17 protein-coding genes are annotated in these 22,221 nt (G+C 42.7%); 13 read left to right on the forward strand and 4 right to left on the reverse strand.

Annotated features, from left to right (window positions below; all coding sequences use genetic code 11):
- The first annotated feature begins 43 nt into the window (after positions 1-43).
- Positions 44-2,509, forward strand: coding sequence for an acyl-CoA dehydrogenase (locus V6E90_RS02305; RefSeq protein WP_332604412.1), 2,466 nt, complete (start codon positions 44-46; stop codon positions 2,507-2,509).
- 217 nt (positions 2,510-2,726) lie between these two features.
- The gene (locus V6E90_RS02310; RefSeq protein ID WP_005151495.1) at positions 2,727-2,837 is read left to right on the forward strand and encodes a hypothetical protein; all 111 of its coding nucleotides are present in this window, start codon (positions 2,727-2,729) and stop codon (positions 2,835-2,837) included.
- Positions 2,838-2,922: 85 nt separating this feature from the next.
- Here the strand turns inward: V6E90_RS02310 and V6E90_RS02315 are convergent, their stop codons facing one another.
- Positions 2,923-3,618 (reverse strand): alpha/beta hydrolase, encoded by a 696-nt coding sequence (locus tag V6E90_RS02315; RefSeq protein WP_016541808.1) that lies wholly within the window; start codon positions 3,616-3,618, stop codon positions 2,923-2,925.
- Positions 3,619-3,821: 203 nt separating this feature from the next.
- Here V6E90_RS02315 and V6E90_RS02320 point away from each other — a divergent pair, with 203 nt between their 5' ends.
- Entirely contained in the window at positions 3,822-4,715 is an 894-nt protein-coding gene (locus V6E90_RS02320) for an AraC family transcriptional regulator (protein ID WP_332604413.1), read from the forward strand.
- Positions 4,716-4,797: 82 nt separating this feature from the next.
- On the opposite strand, the gene V6E90_RS02325 is transcribed toward V6E90_RS02320, so the two are convergent.
- A complete protein-coding gene (locus V6E90_RS02325) occupies positions 4,798-5,478 on the reverse strand; it encodes a hypothetical protein (protein ID WP_332604414.1) in 681 nt (226 codons plus the stop codon).
- Between the two features lie 49 nt (positions 5,479-5,527).
- Positions 5,528-7,699: a TonB-dependent siderophore receptor gene (locus V6E90_RS02330; protein WP_332604415.1), complete on the reverse strand. Its 2,172-nt coding sequence runs from the start codon at positions 7,697-7,699 to the stop codon at positions 5,528-5,530.
- Between the two features lie 339 nt (positions 7,700-8,038).
- On the opposite strand from V6E90_RS02330, the gene V6E90_RS02335 reads away from it, so the two are divergent.
- The 3 genes from V6E90_RS02335 to V6E90_RS02345 all read left to right on the forward strand — a co-directional run bounded on the left by V6E90_RS02335 (position 8,039) and on the right by V6E90_RS02345 (position 12,279).
- A complete protein-coding gene (locus V6E90_RS02335) occupies positions 8,039-9,103 on the forward strand; it encodes an amidohydrolase family protein (RefSeq protein ID WP_332604416.1) in 1,065 nt (354 codons plus the stop codon).
- A gap of 13 nt (positions 9,104-9,116) precedes the next feature.
- The gene (locus tag V6E90_RS02340) at positions 9,117-9,959 is read left to right on the forward strand and encodes an SDR family NAD(P)-dependent oxidoreductase (RefSeq protein ID WP_332604417.1); all 843 of its coding nucleotides are present in this window, start codon (positions 9,117-9,119) and stop codon (positions 9,957-9,959) included.
- Positions 9,960-10,578: 619 nt separating this feature from the next.
- On the forward strand, positions 10,579-12,279 hold the full coding sequence (locus V6E90_RS02345) for an NAD-dependent malic enzyme (protein ID WP_016541800.1): 1,701 nt from the start codon (positions 10,579-10,581) through the stop codon (positions 12,277-12,279).
- A 41-nt stretch (positions 12,280-12,320) separates the two neighbouring features.
- Here the strand turns inward: V6E90_RS02345 and V6E90_RS02350 are convergent, their stop codons facing one another.
- A complete protein-coding gene (locus V6E90_RS02350; RefSeq protein WP_004654809.1) occupies positions 12,321-12,743 on the reverse strand; it encodes an Lrp/AsnC family transcriptional regulator in 423 nt (140 codons plus the stop codon).
- Between the two features lie 225 nt (positions 12,744-12,968).
- Between V6E90_RS02350 and V6E90_RS02355 the strand changes: the two genes are divergently transcribed.
- The 7 genes from V6E90_RS02355 (at position 12,969) to V6E90_RS02385 (ending at position 22,105) form a co-directional block, all read left to right on the forward strand.
- Positions 12,969-14,243 (forward strand): Glu/Leu/Phe/Val family dehydrogenase, encoded by a 1,275-nt coding sequence (locus V6E90_RS02355; RefSeq protein ID WP_171066439.1) that lies wholly within the window; start codon positions 12,969-12,971, stop codon positions 14,241-14,243.
- Between the two features lie 79 nt (positions 14,244-14,322).
- Positions 14,323-15,528: an aspartate aminotransferase family protein gene (locus V6E90_RS02360; RefSeq protein ID WP_332604418.1), complete on the forward strand. Its 1,206-nt coding sequence runs from the start codon at positions 14,323-14,325 to the stop codon at positions 15,526-15,528.
- A 21-nt stretch (positions 15,529-15,549) separates the two neighbouring features.
- Positions 15,550-16,593: an arginine N-succinyltransferase gene (astA, locus tag V6E90_RS02365; protein ID WP_065342518.1), complete on the forward strand. Its 1,044-nt coding sequence runs from the start codon at positions 15,550-15,552 to the stop codon at positions 16,591-16,593.
- Positions 16,593-18,062: a succinylglutamate-semialdehyde dehydrogenase gene (gene astD / locus V6E90_RS02370; protein WP_332604419.1), complete on the forward strand. Its 1,470-nt coding sequence runs from the start codon at positions 16,593-16,595 to the stop codon at positions 18,060-18,062. Before astA ends, astD begins: the two co-directional genes overlap by 1 nt.
- 32 nt (positions 18,063-18,094) lie before the next feature.
- The gene (gene astB, locus V6E90_RS02375) at positions 18,095-19,435 is read left to right on the forward strand and encodes an N-succinylarginine dihydrolase (RefSeq protein WP_332604420.1); all 1,341 of its coding nucleotides are present in this window, start codon (positions 18,095-18,097) and stop codon (positions 19,433-19,435) included.
- A gap of 32 nt (positions 19,436-19,467) precedes the next feature.
- Positions 19,468-20,466, forward strand: a complete 999-nt coding sequence (gene astE, locus V6E90_RS02380) for a succinylglutamate desuccinylase (protein WP_332604421.1) — start codon at positions 19,468-19,470, stop codon at positions 20,464-20,466.
- Between the two features lie 148 nt (positions 20,467-20,614).
- Positions 20,615-22,105: an amino acid permease gene (locus V6E90_RS02385; RefSeq protein ID WP_016541792.1), complete on the forward strand. Its 1,491-nt coding sequence runs from the start codon at positions 20,615-20,617 to the stop codon at positions 22,103-22,105.
- Positions 22,106-22,221 lie beyond the last annotated feature (116 nt).

Genomic DNA, 22,221 nt, shown 5'->3' on the forward strand with positions numbered 1-22,221 from the left:
TTCTCATTTCATCTTCATCCCAATCTGAGATAAAGGAGCAAATATGATTGTATTATTGATATTGCTTGGCCTATTGATTCAGTTAGTTGTGGTATGGGCTGTTTTTTATTTTGAAGCCAATCGAATAGTTGGCTGTCTTATTTCCATTGTCGCCGCCATTCTGTGTAGTGTGTTGATCACACCATGGAGTTTGTTACTGGGTGTGCCGATCATTCTCGCCAGTATTATTCTTCTAATCACACCGCTACGCGATGCATTGATTAGTCGCCCTGCATTTAAGTTGCTTTCCAATGCGATGCCAAGCATGAGTATCACTGAAAGAGAAGCTTTAGAAGCGGGCACCAGTTGGTGGGAAAAAGAACTGTTTATGGGGGCGCCTGATTGGGAAAAGTTTGATCAATATCCTTATCCAACTTTATCGACAGAAGAACAAGCGTTTTTAGACAATGAAGTCCAAAAACTCTGTTCCATGTTAGATGAATGGCAGATTCATCATCAGGAAAAAGACCTACCACCTGAGGTTTGGCAATTTATTAAAGATAACGGCTTTCTCGGTTTGATCATTCCTAAATCATTCGGCGGTAAGCAATTTACGCCGTTTGCACAAAGTCGAATTATGAGCAAAATTGCTTCTCGTTCATTGACTGCTGCCGTCAGTTGTATGGTCCCGAATTCGCTTGGGCCAGGTGAGTTGCTATTGCACTATGGTACAGAAGAACAAAAACAACGTTATTTACCTGGCCTTGCAAATGGTACAGAAGTCCCTTGTTTTGGTTTGACCAGTCCTGAAGCAGGTTCGGATGCTGGTGCAATTCCTGATACGGGTGTGGTCTGTTATGGACAGTATCAAGGTCAAGAAGTCTTAGGCTTGAAAATGAATTTCTCCAAGCGCTGGATTACGTTGGCACCGATTGCCACCGTGATTGGTTTGGCTTTTAAGTTATACGATCCAGAAGGTTTGCTTGGTGATAAAAATAAAGTGGAATATGGCATTACCTGTGCCTTGATTCCTGCTGAACATGAAGGTATTCAGATTGGTCCACGACATAATCCGGGTGCGCCGTTTATGAATGGTACGGTTGAGGGCAGCGATGTCTTTATTCCGCTAGACTGGATTATTGGCGGACAGCAAAATGCAGGTAAAGGCTGGCGTATGTTGATGGAATGTCTCGGTGTGGGACGGGGTATTTCGTTGCCTGCTTTAGCAACCGCGGCAGGGGAAATGAGTTATCTACTGGTCGGTGCATTTGCCAGTGTGCGTCAACAATTCAAAATCTCCGTGGGACATTTTGAAGGTGTACAAGAAGCCACCAGTGATATTGCCAGTGATGCCTATATGTTGGAGTCATTCCGTTATTTAGTGACTTGTGGTTTAAACCAAGGTGGAACACCTGCAGTGATGACTGCGATGGCCAAATACTACGCCACGGAAACCATGCGCAAAGTGGTGAATCATGGTATGGATGTCGTGGGAGGGCGCGCAATTCAGTTGGGCCCAAGAAACTTCCTTGCACTGACGTATCAATCGATTCCTGTGGCAATTACGGTAGAAGGCGCCAATATTCTAACCCGTTCTTTGATGATTTTTGGTCAAGGTTCAATGCGTTGCCATCCTTATTTGTTTGAAGAATTGCAGCTGTTGCAATCGGAAGATAAAGCTGCTGCTTTTAAGGCGTTTGCGCCATTATTATTTAAACATCTGGCTTATACCTTTAATCGTGCAGCCAAAGCGCTTGCATATTCGATTAGCGGTGGTTCTGATGATGGTTCCAAACACGCCGATGATTTTTCTAAAGCGTATTACAGTAAGATCAATCGTTTCAGCGCCGATTTTGCCTTGACTGCAGATATGGCACTTGGGATTTTAGCTGGTGATTTAAAACGTAAAGAAATGCTGTCTGGACGTTTGGCCGATATCCATGCGAATTTATTTATTGCCACGGCAATCTTGAAATACTATGAACAAGGTCAAAGAACTGAGGCTGAACAGAAACATGCAGCATTAGCCCTCAATAAAGCCTTATATCAAGTGCAAGAAGCGTTCTTTGGCTTCTATGATAATTTCCCAATGAAGCTTGCCGCCTGCATGGTCAAATTACTGTGCTTCCCATTTGGTCGTCCAATTGCAGCACCATCGGATCAGTTGAAACAAGAGGTGGCGCAATTGATCATGCAAGAACATGCGTTCCGAGATCAGTTGAAACAACATGTCTATTACAGCACAGATAGCAACGATGTGATGGGGCGAATGGAGTCCACTTTCCAGAGTCTATTAAAGCTGCAACCGTTGTGGAATAAATTTAAAAAAGCAGAGTCGAAAGATCAGTTTAGTGGTTTGACCTTTGAGGCGCATATTGCCAATGCGATTGAAATTGGATTTATTACGGCAGCAGAGGCTGAATCCCTTTTACATTACAATGAGCAGCGCTATGACAGTATGCTGACAGATATTTTTGATGCGCATTTAGAGCATGATTTACCGCTTGAAAATCCACATCTTAAAACGTGATGTTTTTTAATCAATTAAGATTGTAATGGTACTTTCCTGAGGCGATTGGCGCATGGTGATATCCATGCGCCAATTATATTTGGGACTGTTTTTCATAACAGTTGTGGTTTGTATCGATAGATCTGTTATATTTTTTTTAGAAAACTCTGTGTCTTTTTTTATTCTGTATCTTATTGCACTATAACTACATGAATTGAGCAAAGCCAAAGGTGCCGATATGAGTTTTTTGAAAAAAAAGAATAATGCCAGTTTTGTATTCTTCATTATTACTTTGTATGCATTCCTCGGATTCGGTCTAGGCTACATTATCTGGGAATACTTACTATAAACTGGGTTTTCTTGGTTTTGTCGAAGTTGAGTGGAATGAAAAGAGGATATAGGGAATCAAATTATTCCCTATATCACAGTCTGTTTTACTTACTCAGAAATGTCACAGCTTCAGTAATTAAGGCAGTCACTTCTTTTGGCTGTGAAGCCAATGAAGCATGGCTGGCATTTAAGGAGATCACTTTTTTGGCATTTAAACGATCAGACATCACCGCTTGGTTTTCTGGGCTGATCATGCGGTCTTGGGTTGAGATTTGATACCAAGAGGGTTTGGTTTTCCACGCTGGGTTGCTAATGTTATCGCCAAAAGTACTGGCTAAAGGTGCTTTTTGAGTGACACCCATGGCAAAACCTTCATCTTGAGTGAGATCCTGACAGAAACTTTCGTGAAATTTATCGACTTTAAGCCAAAGATAACCATCACTATCTGGTTCTAGATTCGGCGCAGCAACAGGTAAGTGTTGTTGGGTAATTGCCCCAGGGCTTTCATTGCTGTCTGGTGCAAAGGCGGCAATATAAACCAAACCCACAACATTCGGATGGTTGCCTGCTTCGGTAATGACTGCTCCGCCGTAAGAATGACCCACTAAAAGCACATCACCATCAACTTGGGCAATCATTTTTTGAGTTCGTTCAACGTCATCTGCGAGAGAGGTTAATGGCAGTTCCACTGCACGTAAGGCTTTATAACCTTGATGGGACAATTCAGTAATCACTTTGGTCCAATGGGCGGCACCGCCCCAAAAACCGTGTACCAGAATAATGGTTGGTTGAGTACTCATATTTATCTCCTAGCTATATGCTATGATATTGAATTTATGATGTTTAATAATGAAATCTGTACGGTATAAAGATCTGAGTGAAGGCGGGTGTTTTTTATACTAACGAAATCTTCTGAGAAAGATTATTGGTGATTTGTTCGGTCGCTACAATAACTGAAACGCCAATGTTTTTGCAGAAACACTTTTAAGGACAAAAGCACACAATGATTGATGAGCATGATAATCAGGCTTTAACCGATATTTTCTTTGATATTTATCGTTTCGCTAATATTTCAGGTGAAATCTATGGCGTAGAACATCTCTCAGCACAAAAAAAGCTGTCTTTTCCTGCCCAATCTGCCTATATCCATATTATTCAGCAGGCCAGCTGTCGCTTGAGCATCAAACGGATGCAGATTGATTTGATTTTGCAGCCAGGCGATATTCTGGTATTGCCTAGCAAGCTGGAACATTCGATCGAAGCGTGTAAGGAACAAAATTCAGTTGCGACTGTGATGAGTTGCATTTTTCAGTTGAATGGTATTTATGCTGAGGCGATGGCAGAAGGATTGCCGAGTTACATTCATGTACCCTCATATCATGATGCCAAAAAAGTCGCAGAATGGGTGCCGATGACGGTGGCGGCCATTCAGCTCGAACTTGAATATCCAACATTGGGTAGCCGAGTCATGTTGTCTCGGATTATTGATTTACTGCTGGTTTGGTCGATACGCTTTTGGTTGGCTAATGACAAGATTGAGCATAAAGGCTGGATTTCTGCATTACGTGATCCGAGGATGAGTAAGGCATTGTCGTTGATGCATGCACAACCTGCCTATGAATGGGATGTGAATTCGCTTGCCCAACTGACTAAACAATCTCGCTCCAGTTTTTCCAAAAAATTTGTTGAAATGGTTGGCGTACCACCGATGTTGTATTTAAAAAATTGGCGGATGAAATTAGCCAGCCAATTGCTCAAAGAAACAGATAAAAATATTGGTCAAGTCGCTGAATTAGTTGGCTATGCCTCTCAAGCCGCTTTTAGCCGCGCTTTTGTGCAGCACTTTGGTTGTGCACCTAAAAATTTTAGGATTATGATCACACAACATAGGTCTTAGCGCATTGGAGCCTCGGTATTGTTAGGAGTTTAAACGGATGTATTTTGAAATACAGCTGTTCATTGAAATTTAAGTTTGGCTTTTATTTGCTTAGTGACCATTGAATCGCGGCATCAAACAGTTTTAGACCGTCTTCAGACAGATTCGCAAAGGTCTCATTATTGAGAAAAAACATCAGTCGTTTTGCAGGGGCGAGTGATTCATAATCCATCGTTGCTCCTTTTTCATAACCCCAGATTGCGACTTTTTCAGGTTGTCCATAAATGGTCGCAATGATGGTTGCCCCAAGTCCTGGTTTGCCCCAACTCATGGGTGCCTGTGCTTGATAGACGTTGCGTGTCCCCGCAGAAAGATGCGCCGATAGGGGATGCGGTGCATTGACCAACCACAAGTAACGTTCTTTCTCCACTTCACCAAAGTCAGTATCGATCCGTTTGCCAGTCATGGCTAGATCATCCAGATAATCATTTTCCCATGTCATCAGCGAGATCGGCAGTTGTCGCCAACCTGATTGCAGATTTTTGGATGCCACCGTTGAAGAGATAATCACTAGATCGGTGTTTGTTAAACTGTTGGGGGAAACAGATTGATCGAGTAGCTCAACCTGATAGCCCTTGCGTTGTAAGTAATTTTGAATCGCAACATCGCTGGCAAAGGAAGACCCTTTGAGCTGTGAAATCAGCGCAATTTTTGTCTGTGCATAAACAGTAGATGTTAACGCAAACAGAAGTGCGATCAGCGTGATAGAAATAAGCCTTTTCATTTTGATCCCAAAAAAGGGCAGTAAATAATTCACTGCCTCGATTCAATAATTAGAATTTAAAGGTGGCACGTAATACCGCTTGGCGAGAATCCCCTTGAGACACAGCTAAATTATTGACACTCGCCGTGTAATAGGTCTTATCAAAAATATTATTTAAATTAAATTGGAAGTTCACCGCTTGTTTAGCAATGCTGGTGTCATAACTGACAAAGGCATTGGCCAGTGCATACTCAGGTAGGTCAAAGCTATTTTCTGAATCACCTGCGCGCTTGCCAACATAATTGCCACTCAGACCTAAACGTAATTTGCCATGATAAAGTTCGCCATAGTTGTAGGCTAAGGCTAATGAGGCTGTATCACGTGCCACATTATTCAAGCGGTTGCCTTGTAGACCAAGCTCATCTTCAGTGACTTTGGCATCGGTATAGGCATAGGTCAATGTCGCATCAAGCTGATCGGTCAGACGGCCTGTCAGGTCGAGTTCAGCGCCTTTGGAACGAACTGCGCCTGTGGTATGCAATTCAACTTCATTGTTCGATGGATTGGTCACTTTGGCTAAAACATTACGTTTCTTAATATCATAGAGTGCAAAGTTTGCCTTGATACGATCATTGAATTCGTATTTTGCACCGACCTCATAAGATTTGGCTTGCTCCGGTTTGACATCGGCATCAATGACTGCATTGCCGCCTAATGGGGCGATTGAAGATGAGGGTTTGAGGGATTCGGTATAGCTGCCATAAAGTGAAAGTTGGTCATTCCATTGATAGACTAAGCCAGCATGTGGGAGCCAAGCATCATCGTTACTATTGGTATTTTCTTTAAATGGTCGTCCACGTCCAGCAGTCTGTTGATAATTCAGATAACGACCACCCAGTACCGCAATCCATTTTTCATTTAAATGAATTGCATCTTGCAGATAAAAACCATAGGTATGCAACTTATCGGTTTGGTCGCTATCGGATGCAACGATATTCTGAGACGCTTCAACGGTTCCAAACTTGGGATTTAAATAATCTAAAGTTGAGCTATCACCACGAACCATATCTGGACGGAAATATTTACGGTATTCGATATCTGAACCGATTTGAATATCATGCTTTAAGCCCAGTAAATTGACCGAACCATTGAGATAGGCTTGGGCATTACTGTCTATGCTTTCTGCATTTAAGGTGGCATCGGTACGGCGTGTCACCGTATGGTTGGCTGTATTTAGCTTGGTCACGCGGAGTTGATTAGCATCATAGCTTTCATAGTTATAGCTATAGCCCAAGTGAGCTGACCAGTTATCATTAAGCTGATGATCAACTAATAGTTGTGCCAAATGAGCTTCACCTTTCATTTGGTTAAAGGCTTCATCCAAGCGTTGATATTTCGAGATCGGTAAGGCTTGTTTCGTTTTAGGATCAAAAATGGTTGAACGATCAAAAGGCATGTCAAAGTCACGATATTGGTAACTTAAATTGACTTTGGTTTGACCATTATCCCAAGCTAAGGATGGTGCAATTAAAGTCTGTTTGAGATTGCCAAAATTACGCCAGTAATCTGCATCGGAATGATCGGCAATAAAACGATAGGCAAAATTACTGTCGCTGATTGAACCCGTGGTATCCAGACTCGCACCTAAACCATTTTTACCCGCAGCAAAACTTGATCCATAAACTGAAAATTCAGTTTTTTGTGTTGTTTCAGGTTTTTTTGTAATGACATTGATCACACCACCTGGGTCCATGATGCCATAAAGTAAAGAAGCTGGGCCTTTTAACACTTCAACTTGTTCAACCGCAGCATTCATGGTGCGACCTTGTACAATCGGCATACCATTGACGGTAATTGAACCATCACGATTATCGCCGAATCCGCGTTTCATCACGGTATCTTGAGTGCCCCCTAATGTATTGCCTTGGGTAATACCACTCACTTGAGTCAGTGCATTGTCTAAGTTTGCAGGCATATAATCCTTCACATACTGCTTAGACACCACATTGACTGTTTGTGGGCTTTCTAGATTGTTTTGATTACCACGTAAGATTGATGCTGTTTGTGCGGCGATATAACTGGCGGACTGTTCAGCTTGAACATTAATGGTTGCGAGTTGAGTGGGTTGTATTGAGGTCGTTTCTGCCCACGACAGCACGGGTATTAAAGATAAAAGGAATAGGCTGCTTTGTTTTAAAATTTCAACAGTAATGAGGTTTTTGCGTGGGGAGAAAGCAGACATAGAGATACCTGAGCGATACAAAAAATCGGGTTAATGCAGGAGCGTCATCAACGTATTGGGCTGAAAGGGAGGTTGAGCATGCAATAAGCGGCTTAAGTATAGTTAAATAGGAATCATTTACAATAATGGTAGGGTTTATAAAAATTAAAGTATTGATAATGCATTTATTATTTTTTCTAATGAATTCTATTCATAGTTAAATATTTAAATAAATCATTTTATTCATAGTGCTTTGTTCAGTAGGCTAAAGTCTCTAACAGTAGATTGAGAACAATAGACAGATGTCATGGATGCACATCATTTCAGATTTTATATGCTGAGCTTATATCGAGTACAACAATGACAAGATTAGATTTTGCAATCATTGATCCGCATATTCATCAGTGGGATCCTTATCACACACCACATTCAGCAGCCTTGTTGGTCAAAGCTTTGGGGAAATATCCGAGGATGATGGATCGAGTGGTGCGCTGGGTTAAACCCAAACCGCTATTGGATACTTTAGGCTTAACAGAATATGCCTTGTGTCCTTATTTACCTGAGCATTATCAGGCAGACACTTCGCCATTCTCAGTCGAGAGTGTGGTTCATGTCGAAGCCAACTGGCATCACCACAAAGGTTTTGGGGTAGTGGAAGAAACCCAGTGGATTCAGCAATTAGACTTTAAAGCACAAGGCTTAAAACTCGGTGCTATTGTTGCAACAGCTGACCCAAGAGATCGAAAATTTAAGGATATTCTTAAAGCCCATCAGCAGGCGAGTCCACGCTTTCGCGGTATCCGTAAAATGGCGGCTTGGCATCAAGACAAGGGGGTTTACCGTTGGTGTGATCGGCCACATTTATATCAGAACAAGAAATTCCTTACAGGTTTTGAACAACTGGCAAAACTGGATTTATCTTTTGATGCATGGGCCTATTCCACACAGTTAGCAGAAATCACCAGCTTGGCGAAACAATTTCCTGAAACACGTATTGTGCTTGACCATCTGGCGACACCTGTTGGTCTGTTTGGTGCAGTGGGCAAGAAAACGGGAATTACACAATCGCAGCGTGATGCCATTTTTAAACAATGGCAACAGGATTTGGCACGACTAGCGGAGCAGAAAAATGTCCATGCCAAAATCTCAGGTTTGATGATGCCCGTATTAGGACACCGTTTTTATCAGCAAGATCGAACGGCCAGTGTAAGTGAGATGGTGAATTTACTCACGCCGATGATTCAACATGCAATCACGGTATTTGGCACCGAGCGGATCATGTTTGCATCCAATTTTCCCATGGATAAGCCGAACACGCGTTTAAATGACTTAATCCATGCCTATATTCAAATGCTCAGTCCTTATGGTGAGCAGGCTTTGCATGCCATGTTTAGACAAAACGCTGCCAATTTTTATCAACTTTAAATAGAGTCGTGATATGAAAAATTTTAATCAAAAAGTCGCTGCCATTACAGGTGCGGGATCTGGTATTGGACAACAACTGGCAATTTTATTGGCACAGCAAGGTGCGCATTTGGCGCTGAGTGATATCAATGAAAAAGGCTTGGTAGAAACACAGGCATTGCTACAACAGTATCCAGTCAAAGTCACTTTGACGAAACTGGATGTATCTGATCAACAAGCCGTTCGTGATTGGGCAGAGGATAGTTTCAAAGTACATGGCAAAATCAATCTGATTTTTAATAATGCAGGTGTTGCGCTCGCCAGTACCGTTGAAGGTATGAGCTATGAAGAGTTGGACTGGATTTTCAAGATTAATTTTTGGGGCGTGGTCTACGGTACCAAAGAGTTTTTACCTTATCTCAAGCAAAGTGGAGAAGGGCATATTATTAATATTTCCAGTCTGTTTGGCTTAACCGCACAGCCAACTCAAAGTGCTTACAATGCCACTAAATTTGCAGTTCGTGGTTTTACTGAAGCTTTACGACAAGAGCTCAAACTTCAAAATGATGGCGTGAGTTCAACCTGCGTACATCCAGGAGGAATCCGCACCAATATCGCCAACAGTGCGCGCATGAGTGACAGTATTCGCAGTTTAGGCATGAATCCTGTCAAGGCGAGTCAGGCATTTAATAAGGTTTTAAAAACACCACCAGAGCAGGCGGCTAAAGTTATTTTAGATGCGGTGAAAGCGGATAAAGCACGGATCTTGATTGGTAATGATGCCAAAGTACTGGATCTGATTCAGCGCATTACCCCAACGCATTATTCACATGCGCTAAGCTTTTTCACTAAGAAGTCTAAGAAAAAGAAAGCTTAAAAATGCGGAATGGTAGCGAAATATTTGAGTTCACAATTCGTTTGAATCATGCGGCTTTATTATTTAGATAGGTGAAGGCATTGCTCATTGTCAAACAAGGAGCGTTATAGGGTGAGCAATGCTTTCACTTAGATCATATAAAACTGGCGATCATTTGCAAGAGATAGGGCTAAATTGTCCCATCTTGTTCGTTTTAAAGGGTGTAATGGTGGTGTAGAGCGCGATAGAAGAGAAAGAGTTGAATAACTAAAGTCAGATGATGCATGTCATATGATTTTAAAACAGCAAAGATTGACTACTTCGAACCAAGACAATATCTGATCGCCAAGCACAATGTCCGAGAGGAATGCCTATTAAAAAGCAGCTAGAACGATATCACTACAATTCTAAAGTCTCCTGAATGCAAAAATAATTCAAAATGTTGCATGAAAGCTTAAAAAACGATCCAAAATAGGGACTACTATTTATTTACTAAATATTGAATCGGTTTACATACAGTTAGATTATTCGGTTTCGAGCTCTGATTAGTGTAAATTATTGCCCATGCCAAAGCGCTTTTTTAAAGTACTTCAGCGAATCCATTTTTTGTACATTCGAGAGAGAGTCTAAAGAGTAAAGTATGTCTGTGAGCCTTAGTAAAATCAAAAAACCTTTATATATTCACTATGCTGGAAACGCTCTTTTAGAACTACCTCTGTTAAATAAAGGCTCTGCTTTTTCTGAAGAAGAACGAGAGAATTTTAACTTACATGGGCTAGTTCCATACAATATCGAGAATATTGAAGAGCAGACGCAACGTTCATATCAGCAGTACCTTTCATTTGATAGTGACTTGAATAAGCATATTTATTTGCGAAATATTCAAGATACCAATGAAACCTTGTTCTATAACTTGTTGAGTCAGCATTTAGATGAAATGCTACCGATCATTTATACTCCAACAGTTGGGGAAGCCTGTCAGCGCTTCTCAGACATCTATCGTCGCCATCGCGGTATTTTTATTTCCTATCCAGAGCGTCAGTACATTGATCAAATTATCCATAACGTGAATAAGAAAAACGTTAAGGTGATTGTGATTACCGATGGTGAACGCATTTTGGGTCTCGGCGATCAGGGAATTGGTGGTATGGGGATTCCAATTGGTAAGTTGTCGCTGTATACCGCATGTGGTGGGATTAGTCCTGCTTATACCTTGCCGATTACCATTGATGTCGGCACCAATAACCAAGAATTGCTGGATGACCCAATTTATATGGGTTGGAAACAGCCACGTATTCGTGGTGAGCAATATTATGAATTTGTTGAGCAGATTATTAAGGCAGTGCGCCAACGCTGGCCAGATGTGTTGATTCAGTTTGAAGATTTTGCGCAAACCAATGCCATGCCGTTATTGACTCAGTACCGCGATAAGATCTGTTGTTTTAATGATGATATTCAAGGCACGGCAGCAGTGACAGTTGCGACTTTGATTGCAGCCTCACGCGCACAAGGAAAACAACTGAAAGACCAAACCGTTACCTTTGTCGGCGCAGGCTCAGCAGGATGTGGTATTGCTGAACAGATCGTTAGACAGATGATGGACGAAGGTCTGAGTGACCATGAAGCGCGTTCACGCATCTTTATGGTGGATCGTTTCGGCTTGATGACCGATCAACAACCTAACTTACTCGATTTTCAGCAAAAACTTGCCACACCAGTCAATGCAATCAGTACTTGGGAATATACAGGTGAGAATGTCGCTTTGTTGGATGTGGTCAAGAATGCTAAACCGAGTATCTTGATCGGGGTGTCAGGGCAGGCTGGCTTATTTAGTGAAGAAGTGATTAAAACCTTAGCTAAATATTATAAGCATCCGATTGTATTGCCATTGTCGAACCCGACGTCACAAGTGGAAGCGCAGCCGAAAGATATTATTGAGTGGACGCAAGGCGCTGCAATTGTGGCAACAGGTAGTCCATTTGCACCCGTCTATTATCAAGGTAAGGTCTATAGCATTGCGCAGTGTAATAACTCCTATATTTTCCCTGGGATTGGTTTGGGCGTGATTGCATGTGGTGCAACCCATATCAGTGACTCGATGTTGATGGCTGCAAGTACCGCCTTAGCAGATTGTTCACCACGTTTGAAAAATGCCGCAGCGGATTTATTACCGAATATTAATGATATTCAACAGGTGTCTAAATTTATTGCCTTCAAAGTGGCAAAAGCCGCGATGGCTGACGGCTTAGCCGTACCATTAAGTAATGATGTGTTGAAACAAGCGATTGAAGATAATTTCTGGACGCCAGAATATCGTAATTACCGCCGTGTTAGTTACTAATCCTTCTGTGGATAAAAAGGACTCTTAATAGAGTCCTTTTTTTAGGTCTTATAGGTGGAGAGCAAGATACTGGTTTCACTATTGTAAATTCCTGAAATATTTCGGATTCGCTCCAAGGCTTTATCAAAATTTTCCAGACTATCAGATTGCAACTCAACCAGAATATCCCATTTACCGTTGGTGGTATGCAGACGTTCAACGGCTGATTCTAGGCGTAGCTCTCGAATCACGGCCTGCGCTCGGGTACCTTCCACCATGATATTCATCCATGCCCGAATGATGTTTTTTTCAGCATTGGGACGGAAACGCACGGTATAACCTGTGATAATCCCCGTTGATTCCATATATTCAATTCGTTTCTGTACTGTGGCACGGGACACACGTGTTTTCGCTGCTAAGTCGGTAATGGACATCCGCGCATTGTCTTTGAGTAAGCCTAATATAATATGATCGATATTGTTCATTTTGATTCTTTCTATTAGCAAATTGATAAAAAATAATTCATTTTAATCATTATAACGAATTTTGTGAATCAATTTGATTCTTAATAATAATAACAATACAACACCCCAAGCATTTTCACTTCGGCACGAAAGAAGCTGAATGCACATCAGGGAGGATGGGGGTAGGACGCCCTTAAACAAAGGGAATCTGTGAATAACAGGGACAATTGATTAATTAAGGAATAGATGATGTCTTTATCATATGCGGCTCAAAATGGCAGTGCTTGGCAAACTTTTCTCACTCAAGTCGATCGAGTGGCACCTTATTTGGATGCTGACCTCAGTAACTTTGTCAACACACTGAAAACCCCAAAGCGTACGCTTATCGTTGATGTTCCAATCGTGATGGACGATGGTTCAATTCGCCATTTTGAAGGTTACCGTGTACAGCACAATTTATCACGTGGTCCAGGTAAAGGCGGTATCCGCTATCACCAAGATGTTGAATTGAATGAAGTGATGGCATTGTCTGCATGGATGACCATTAAAACCGCAGTATTGAATCTGCCATTCGGTGGTGCCAAAGGTGGTATTCGTGTCAATCCAAAAGAATTGTCACCACGTGAATTAGAGCGTTTAACCCGCCGTTTTACCAGTGAAATCAGTCCAATCATTGGTCCTCAAATTGATATTCCTGCGCCAGATGTCGGTACCAATGCCAATATTATGGGCTGGATGATGGATACCTATTCAAGTATCAAAGGTCATACCGTAACAGGTGTGGTAACAGGTAAGCCTGTTCATTTAGGCGGTTCACTTGGTCGTGTTCGTGCCACAGGTCGTGGCGTATTCGTAACGGGTATGCAGGTTGCAGAACGCATTAAATTACCAGTCGAAGGCAGCAAAGTTGCGGTACAAGGCTTCGGTAACGTCGGGAATGAAGCCGCTTATTTGTTTAGCCATGCAGGCGCAAAAATCGTTGCTGTACAAGATCATACCGGTACCATTTTCAATGCAGAAGGCTTGGATGTCAAAGCATTGCAAAAGCATGTCGTTGAAACTGGTGGCGTGATGGGCTTTGTTGATTCAACTGTGATCTCAGACGAAGAATTCTGGACGGTTGATATGGACATTCTCATCCCAGCGGCATTGGAAGGTCAGATTACGGTTGAACGTGCACAAAAACTGAAAGCGAAAATCGTACTTGAAGGCGCCAACGGTCCAACCTATCCAGAAGCAGATGATGTATTTGTCAGTCGCGATATTACCGTTGTGCCTGACGTGATCTGTAACGCCGGTGGTGTAACCGTCAGTTATTTTGAATGGGTTCAAGATATGGCGAGTTACTTTTGGACCGAGGATGAAATCAATGAACGTCTTGATAAGTTGATGATCCAAGCGATTGCTGATGTTTGGAACACGGCAGCACAGAAGGAATGTAGCTTACGTACAGCCGCTTATATTTTGGCCTGTGAACGTATTCTGAAAGCGCGTAAAGAACGCGGTATTTTCCCAGGTTAAGTCATTTATAAAATTAAAGTGAAAGGGCTTGTTGAGCATTCAACAAGCCTGAAGATTAAACAGGAAGTGAGTAAATAGAATGAGCGAAGTCGCAATTACACGTAGCAATTTTAATGATTGGATGGTTCCCGTTTTTGCCCCAGCAAACTTCATTTTAGTGCGTGGCGAAGGATCACGTTTGTGGGATCAAAACGATAAAGAATATATTGATTTTGCAGGTGGGATCGCGGTAAATGCCTTGGGTCATGCACATCCTGTTGCAGTAAAAGCCTTAACTGAACAAGCGCAAAAGCTATGGCACATTGGTAATGGTTATACCAATGAGCCTGTATTACGTCTTGCAAAACAATTGGTAGATAGTACTTTTGCTGACAAAGTCTTTTTCTGTAACTCGGGCGCAGAAGCCAACGAGGCTGCATTAAAACTGGCACGTAAAGTCGGTTTGCTGAGTGGCAATGCAAATAAGAACCAGATTGTTGCATTTAAGAATGCCTTCCACGGTCGTACTTTGTTTACCGTAACAGCAGGTGGTCAGCCAAAATATTCTCAAGACTTTGCACCTTTACCGGGTGGGATTGAACACACTGCGTTTAATGACCTTGAAGCAGCAAAAGCAGCGATCAATGAAAATACTTGTGCCGTGATTGTCGAACCGATTCAAGGTGAAGGTGGCGTTCTACCAGCAGATATCGAATTCTTAAAAGGCTTACGCGCATTGTGTGATGAAAAAGGTGCCGTGCTGATTTTTGATGAAGTACAAACAGGTGTGGGTCGTACAGGTTCATTGTATGCCTATATGAATACAGGGGTAACACCTGACATTTTGACGACTGCAAAAGCATTGGGTGGTGGTTTCCCGATTGGTGCAATGATCACTACAGATCATTATGCCAATATGTATGCAGTTGGCGATCACGGTACCACTTATGGTGGTAACCCATTGGCTTGTGCGGTTGCTGGCGCGGTATTTGAATTTATTAATACACCTGAAGTTCTGGACGGCGTTAAACAACGTCATCAATATTTCATCGATGCCTTAAACAAAATCAATGCTGAGTATGGATTGTTCAAAGAAATCCGTGGTCAAGGTTTGTTAATTGGCTGTGTGTTGAAAGATGAACACGCAGGCAAAGCGAAGAATATTGTGACCTTAGCGGGTGAAGAAGGACTATTGGCACTGGTCGCAGGTGCTGATGTCGTACGCTTTACCCCTTCATTGATCATTCCTCAACACGATATTGATGAAGGTCTAAGCCGTTTTGTTCGTGCACTAGCACGCCTCTAAGTCTGCTGTGAGCATCTAACCATGATGATTGTTCGACATGCAGCGCATCGGGACTTAGATGATATTTATCGTTTAGCGCAACGAGCTGGGGAGTCGGGCATTGGCCTGACCTCCTTACCCCAAAATAAAGACATCTTGGCAGAGCGTATTACACGTACCACTCGCACTTTAGAGGGTTTAACCGAAAAGTGCGAGGCAAGTTATCTGTTTGTATTGGAAGACACCAGCATTCACAAAATTGTGGGTGTGAGTGCGATTGAAGTTGCGGTCGGATTGAATGAACCGTTTTACAACTTCCGTGTGGCCAAACAGGTACATGCTTCTAAAGCTTTGAATGTCTATAAAACTTTAGACACTTTGTTTTTAAGTAATGACCATACGGGTTGTAGTGAACTCTGTACCTTGTTCCTTGATCCTGAATATCGCAAAAACCAAAACGGCAAGTTTTTATCCAAAGTCCGTTTTCTGTTTATCGCAGCTTTTCGTTCTTTCTTTGAAGAGCGACTGATTGCAGAAATGCGTGGTTTTTCAGACCAAAACGGACGATCACCTTTTTGGGATTCACTGGGTTATCTATTTTTTAATATGGATTTTGCCGCAGCGGATTATCTCAGTGGTGTTGGGCAAAAAGCCTTTATCGCAGAATTGATGCCGAGATTTCCGGTTTATGTTGACTTGTTGACCTCCGAGGCGCGTGAAGTGATTGCAGAAGTGCATCCACATACATTGCCAGCGGCCAAAGTGCTGATGTCAGAAGGTCTTAAGTATCAAGGTCATGTTGATATCTTTGATGCTGGACCGACACTGGAAGCCAATACTGCTGAGTTACGGGCGGTGAAAGAAAGCCGCTTGCTTAAAGTCAAACTCACTGAGCAAGTCGAAAGTACGGAGACACACTTTTTGGTTGCCAATGACCAATACCAAGATTACGCCGTGTTGCTGATCAATAACAAAGTTGATGAAAGTGAGAATCTGCATATGACCGCAGCACAAGCACAGGCACTGAATATTGCTGAACACGATCAAGTCCGTGTTTTAGCATTAGAAAAAATGGAGAACAACTAATGTCACAAGGTGCATTATTAATTGATGGTGCTTGGGTTCAAGGACAAGGCACTACCTTCAATAAAACTAATCCAGTGAGCAATCAGCACATTTGGGCGGGGCATGAGGCAAGCCCAGTCGATGTTGAACAGGCGTGCCATGCAGCGCGTCAGGCTTTTCCAGCATGGGCACGTTTGCCATTGGAAGAGCGTATTGCAATCATTGAGCGCTTTGCGGGCTTACTTGAACAGCATAAAACTCAATTGGCTGAAGTGATTAGCCAAGAAACCAGTAAACCACTTTGGGAAACCCTAACTGAAGTGCAGTCGATGATCGGTAAAGTGGCAATTTCGATTCGTGCTTATCATCAACGCACTGGTTTTAGCGAAACTGAAATGCCAGATGGTGTGGCTTCATTACGTCACCGTCCACATGGTGTTCTCGCCGTATTTGGGCCTTATAACTTCCCAGGTCATTTGCCAAATGGTCATATTGTTCCTGCATTGATTGCGGGCAATACTGTGGTGTTTAAACCAAGTGAACTCACCCCTTGGACGGCGGAAGAAACTGCAAAATTGTGGCAGCAAGCAGGTCTACCAAAAGGTGTGCTGAATATCGTACAAGGTGGACGCAGCACGGGTGAAGCACTTGCAGCAGCAGGACAAATTGATGGTTTGCTGTTTACGGGCAGTGCCAATACAGGCTATCACCTACATAAACAAATGGCAGGCGCACCTGAAAAAATCCTTGCTTTGGAAATGGGCGGCAATAATGCCCTGATCATTGATGAAGCAACCGATATTGATGCCGTGGTGAATTTAGCCATTCAATCTGCTTTCGTTTCTGCGGGGCAACGTTGTACCTGTGCACGTCGTATTATTGTCAAGCAGGGTGCCAATGGTGATGCCTTCATTCAACGTTTTGTTGAAGTGGCGAAGAGTTTGGTCGTAGGTCACTGGAATGCTGAACCTCAACCGTTTATGGGGGGAGTAATTTCTGCGCATGCAGCGGAACAGATGTTGGCAGCCCAAAACAAACTGATTGCCTTGGGCGCAAAACCATTGTTAGAAATGACCCGTCCACAAGCGGATAGCTCATTGCTTACCGCGGGTATTTTAGATGTTACTGAGGTGACCGATATTCCAGATGACGAATACTTTGGTCCACTCACTACGATCTATCGCTACAACAGTTTCGATCAAGCTTTGAACATTGCCAATAACACCCGTTTTGGTTTGGCTGTTGGTCTGGTTTCACCTGACCGTGATTTATTTGATCGTGTACTGATTGAAGCACGTGCAGGCATTGTGAACTGGAATAAGCCATTAACAGGCGCTTCAAGTGCTGCACCATTTGGTGGGGTTGGAGCGTCTGGGAACCATCGTGCTAGTGCTTTTTACGCCGCAGACTATAGTGCATGGCCAATGGCATCGCTGGAAAGTGACAGCGTTACTTTACCTTCAAAACTATCACCGGGCATTGTGCTCTAAGACGGATCGCATCGGGACACAGGGAGAAAAAAATGTCAGGTTATGAAATCAATTTTGATGGTTTAGTGGGGCCGACGCATCATTATGCGGGCTTATCTTTTGGTAATGTTGCTTCAACCAAAAACCGTAATAATGCGTCAAATCCTAAGCTCGCAGCAAAGCAAGGCTTGAAGAAAATGAAAGCCCTTGCAGATTTAGGATTAAAGCAAGGTGTGTTCGCACCGCAAGAGCGTCCGCATGTGCCAACGTTGCGCCGTTTGGGCTTTACTGGCAGTGATATTGACGTGATTACTCAGGCGATGCGTACTGCACCAGCCTTATTATCATCGTTGAGTTCAGCTTCTTCGATGTGGACAGCCAACTCTTGTACAGTGTCGCCATCGGCAGATAGTGCTGACAAACGCATGCATTTTACAGCGGCAAACCTGAATAATAAGTTCCATCGATCAATTGAGCATCATACGACTACCCGTATTCTTCAAGCCATGTTCAATAATGATGTATATTTCGCGCACCATGAAGCACTGCCTGAAGCCGCTTTATTTGGTGACGAAGGGGCAGCCAATCATAACCGTCTTGGTGGTGGGTATGATCAAGCGGGTGTACAGGTGTTTGTGTATGGTCAGCAACAGCTTGGTGGAACGGTAGCACCGCAGAAATTCCCTGCGCGTCAAACCCGCGAGGCAAGTGAAGCGATTGCACGTTTGCATCGTCTGGATGCGAAACGCACGGTGTTTATTCAGCAAAATCCAGCTGTGATTGATCAAGGTGTATTTCATAACGATGTCATCGCCGTAAGTAATCAACAAGTGTTGTTCCATCATCAACAGGCGTTTTTAAATCAGGCTGATGCCTTAGATGAAATCCGTAAAAAGATGGCGGGGATCGAGCAAGAGTTTATTTCAATTGAAGTTCCCGAAAATCGAGTCAGTGTTGACGATGCAGTCTCAACTTATTTGTTCAACAGCCAGATTTTAACCCGTGCAGATGGTGGCATGAGCATTGTGGTACCAGAGGAATCACGTCACAACAAGGCAGTATGGAGCTACTTGAATGACATGATTCAAATGGGTACGCCAATTGATGACATAAAGGTATTTGATTTGCGTGAAAGTATGCGTAATGGCGGTGGACCTGCATGTTTGAGATTGCGTGTTGCAGTGAATGAGGCTGAACTGAACGCGGTGAATCCAAACTTATTTATGAATGATGCATTATTCAAAACGCTGAATCAGTGGGTGGATCAGCATTATCGTGATGAGTTAACACAAGATGATTTGGCCGATCCAAGTTTATTGATCGAGAGCCGTACTGCACTCGATGAACTGACCAAGATTTTAGCTTTAGGTTCGGTTTATCACTTCCAAAGATAAACACAAATAACGGCTTTTAAGGATGAAAGTACATGGTTGATTTACTAACGTTGACTTTAGAACAACAAGTCCCAGTGCAAATGCAAGGGGAAAGCGCTGGATTTACATGGCAATGGCTAGGTGAAGGGCTATTGCAATGTACACCCAAGACAAGCTATGTAAAAACCATGGTACTTTCAGCAGGCATTCATGGCAATGAAACGGCACCGATCGAATTATTGTCACAGATCATTCATGATTTATTTACTGATCGGTTGGTACTGGCGGTACGTGTACTGTTTGTATTGGGCAACCCTGAAGCCATTCGTCATGGTGCACGTTATCTTGAAAATGATATGAACCGCATGTTCTGTGGTGCTTACCAAAATTTAATTCAAGATCAAGAGACTGAACGGGCGGCGCATTTAGAGCAAGTGACAACACAGTTTTTTGAACAGAGTCAGCCACAGGCACAGCGTTATCATTATGATTTACATACCGCAATTCGTGCTTCATTACTGCCAGTTTTTGCCTTATTCCCATATCAAACACATGCCTATGATGAATTCCTGATTCAAAGTTTAAAGGCGGCTGATCTGGATGCTTTGGTCTATCACAATGCCGCAGGCAAAACCTTTACTCACTTTACGGCTGAAAAATTTCAGGCAGCCAGTAGTACTTTGGAGCTAGGCAAGGCTAAGCCTTTTGGGGCCAATGATTTAGCTGAGTTTGCCAGTACTGACCAGATGTTACGTGCAGTTCTTGCAGATCAAGCATTGCCTGCACGACTAAAAGGACCGATTCGCCAATTTAAGGTAGTGGATTCAGTATTAAAACAAAGTGACGATTTTCAGCTGAATTTAAGTGCCGATGCTCCTAATTTTTCTACTTTTCAGAAAGGTGAGTTGATTGCGACTCAGCAAGCAGGGAATTATGTCGCGCATGATCAGCAAGTCTGGATTTTATTCCCGAATCCTAATGTGAAAACAGGGCTTCGGGCTGGACTGATATTAAAGGAAATTAAGAAAGCGGTCGCCGATTTAACAGCTTAATTATCGGCAAGAAACGGATGAAATGGAGTTTGAATATGGATGTTCAATAGAACAAAACGTGTCAAAGAATATCGTTTAGATATTCGTTTTTATGAGTGCAATACAGCAAGGACAGGTTGTCATAAGAATACAGTTGGAGTGACCGTGTATGAGTAACAATAACGAAAAGACATTCCCATCAGGTGAAGGCTTGGGTGGGCAATATGTGCCACAGCAGGATGTTGCCAGTCTATCAGGAGTTTCTAGCTCTGAGATTGAAATCGGTAAACCATTGAAACGTGCCATGACCAAGCGTCATCTGGTGATGATTTCATTGGGTGGTGCAATTGGAACAGGGCTGTTTTTAGGTTCTGGTGATGTCATTTCTCAGGCTGGCCCAGTCGGAGCGATTCTCGCTTACCTATTGGGTGGTGTGATTGCCTACATGGTGATGTTGTGCTTGGGTGAATTGGCAGTACAGATGCCGGTTTCAGGTTCTTTTGGTGAATATGCCAGAACCTATATTGGACCAGGCACAGGTTATATGATCACTTGGTTGTATTGGCTGACATGGACTGCAACGCTAGGCACTGAATTTACTGCCGCTGCATTACTCATGCAAGAATGGTTTCCTTCTATTTCCATGTGGACCTGGACTTTATTATTTGCAGGTTTGGTCTTTAGTCTGAATGTCAGTTCGACACGGTTATTTGCCGAGTCTGAATTTTGGTTATCGTTGGTCAAAGTGTTGACCATTATCTGTTTTATTGGATTGGGCCTAGCGGCCATTTTTGGCATGATTTCTTATCATGGGCATGAGTCGGCACCTTTGTTTAGCAAGCTGACGGAACATGGTTGGTTTCCAAATGGTATTTTCCCAATTTTTGCGACCATGCTCATCGTGAATTTTGCATTTTCGGGTACAGAGTTGATTGGTGTGGCAGCAGGTGAAGCAGAAGAGCCTGCGAAAACGGTACCTAAAGCAATCAATGCTGCGATCTGGCGTTTATTGATTTTCTTTGTCGGTACCATTGTAGTGATTTGTGCATTACTGCCTTATGAAATGGCGGGTCTAAATGCTAACAGTGTCAGCAATAGCCCATTCGTGACCGTATTTAATTACATTGGTATTCCATACGCAGAAGACATTATTCGTTTTGTAATTATCACCGCACTTTTATCTGCTGCAAACTCAGGGTTGTTTGCTGCATCACGCATGATGTGGTCATTGTCTGAGAAGAAGCAATTACCGAAAGTATTTTCAAAATTAACCCGTTCAGGTACACCGATTATTGCGATTATTGTGACCATGTTTGGCGCAATTCCAGGATTATTATCTGAACATTTTGCCCCTGAAACGATTTTCAAAAATCTACTCGGTGTTGCTGCATTTACCATGGTGGTAGTGTGGATTTCGATTTGTGTCTCCCAATTCAACTTCCGCAGACAATGGATTAAATCAGGTAAAACAGTCAAAGATCTTAAATTTGCAGCACCTTTATTTCCACTGACCCCGATTTTAGGTGGGGTATTCTGTGTGATTACCTGTATTAGTATGGTGACCGATCCATCGATGCAAGTCGGTTTTATCTGCTGTGTATTATTTATTATTGCTTGTTATGTGAGTTATAACCTTTTCTATAAAGATAAGGCGATTTAAAACTTCAAAGAACAATAAACAGGGTGGATCAGTTATAGAGATGTACTGTAACTGATCCACTTTTTTATGGGAAATGCTTAAACCTAATTTGTGTAGATAAAAGAAGCCGCTTTTCT

This window comes from Acinetobacter sp. ESBL14 (assembly GCF_036668815.1).
In the GTDB taxonomy this organism is placed as follows: Bacteria; Pseudomonadota; Gammaproteobacteria; order Pseudomonadales; family Moraxellaceae; genus Acinetobacter; species Acinetobacter gyllenbergii.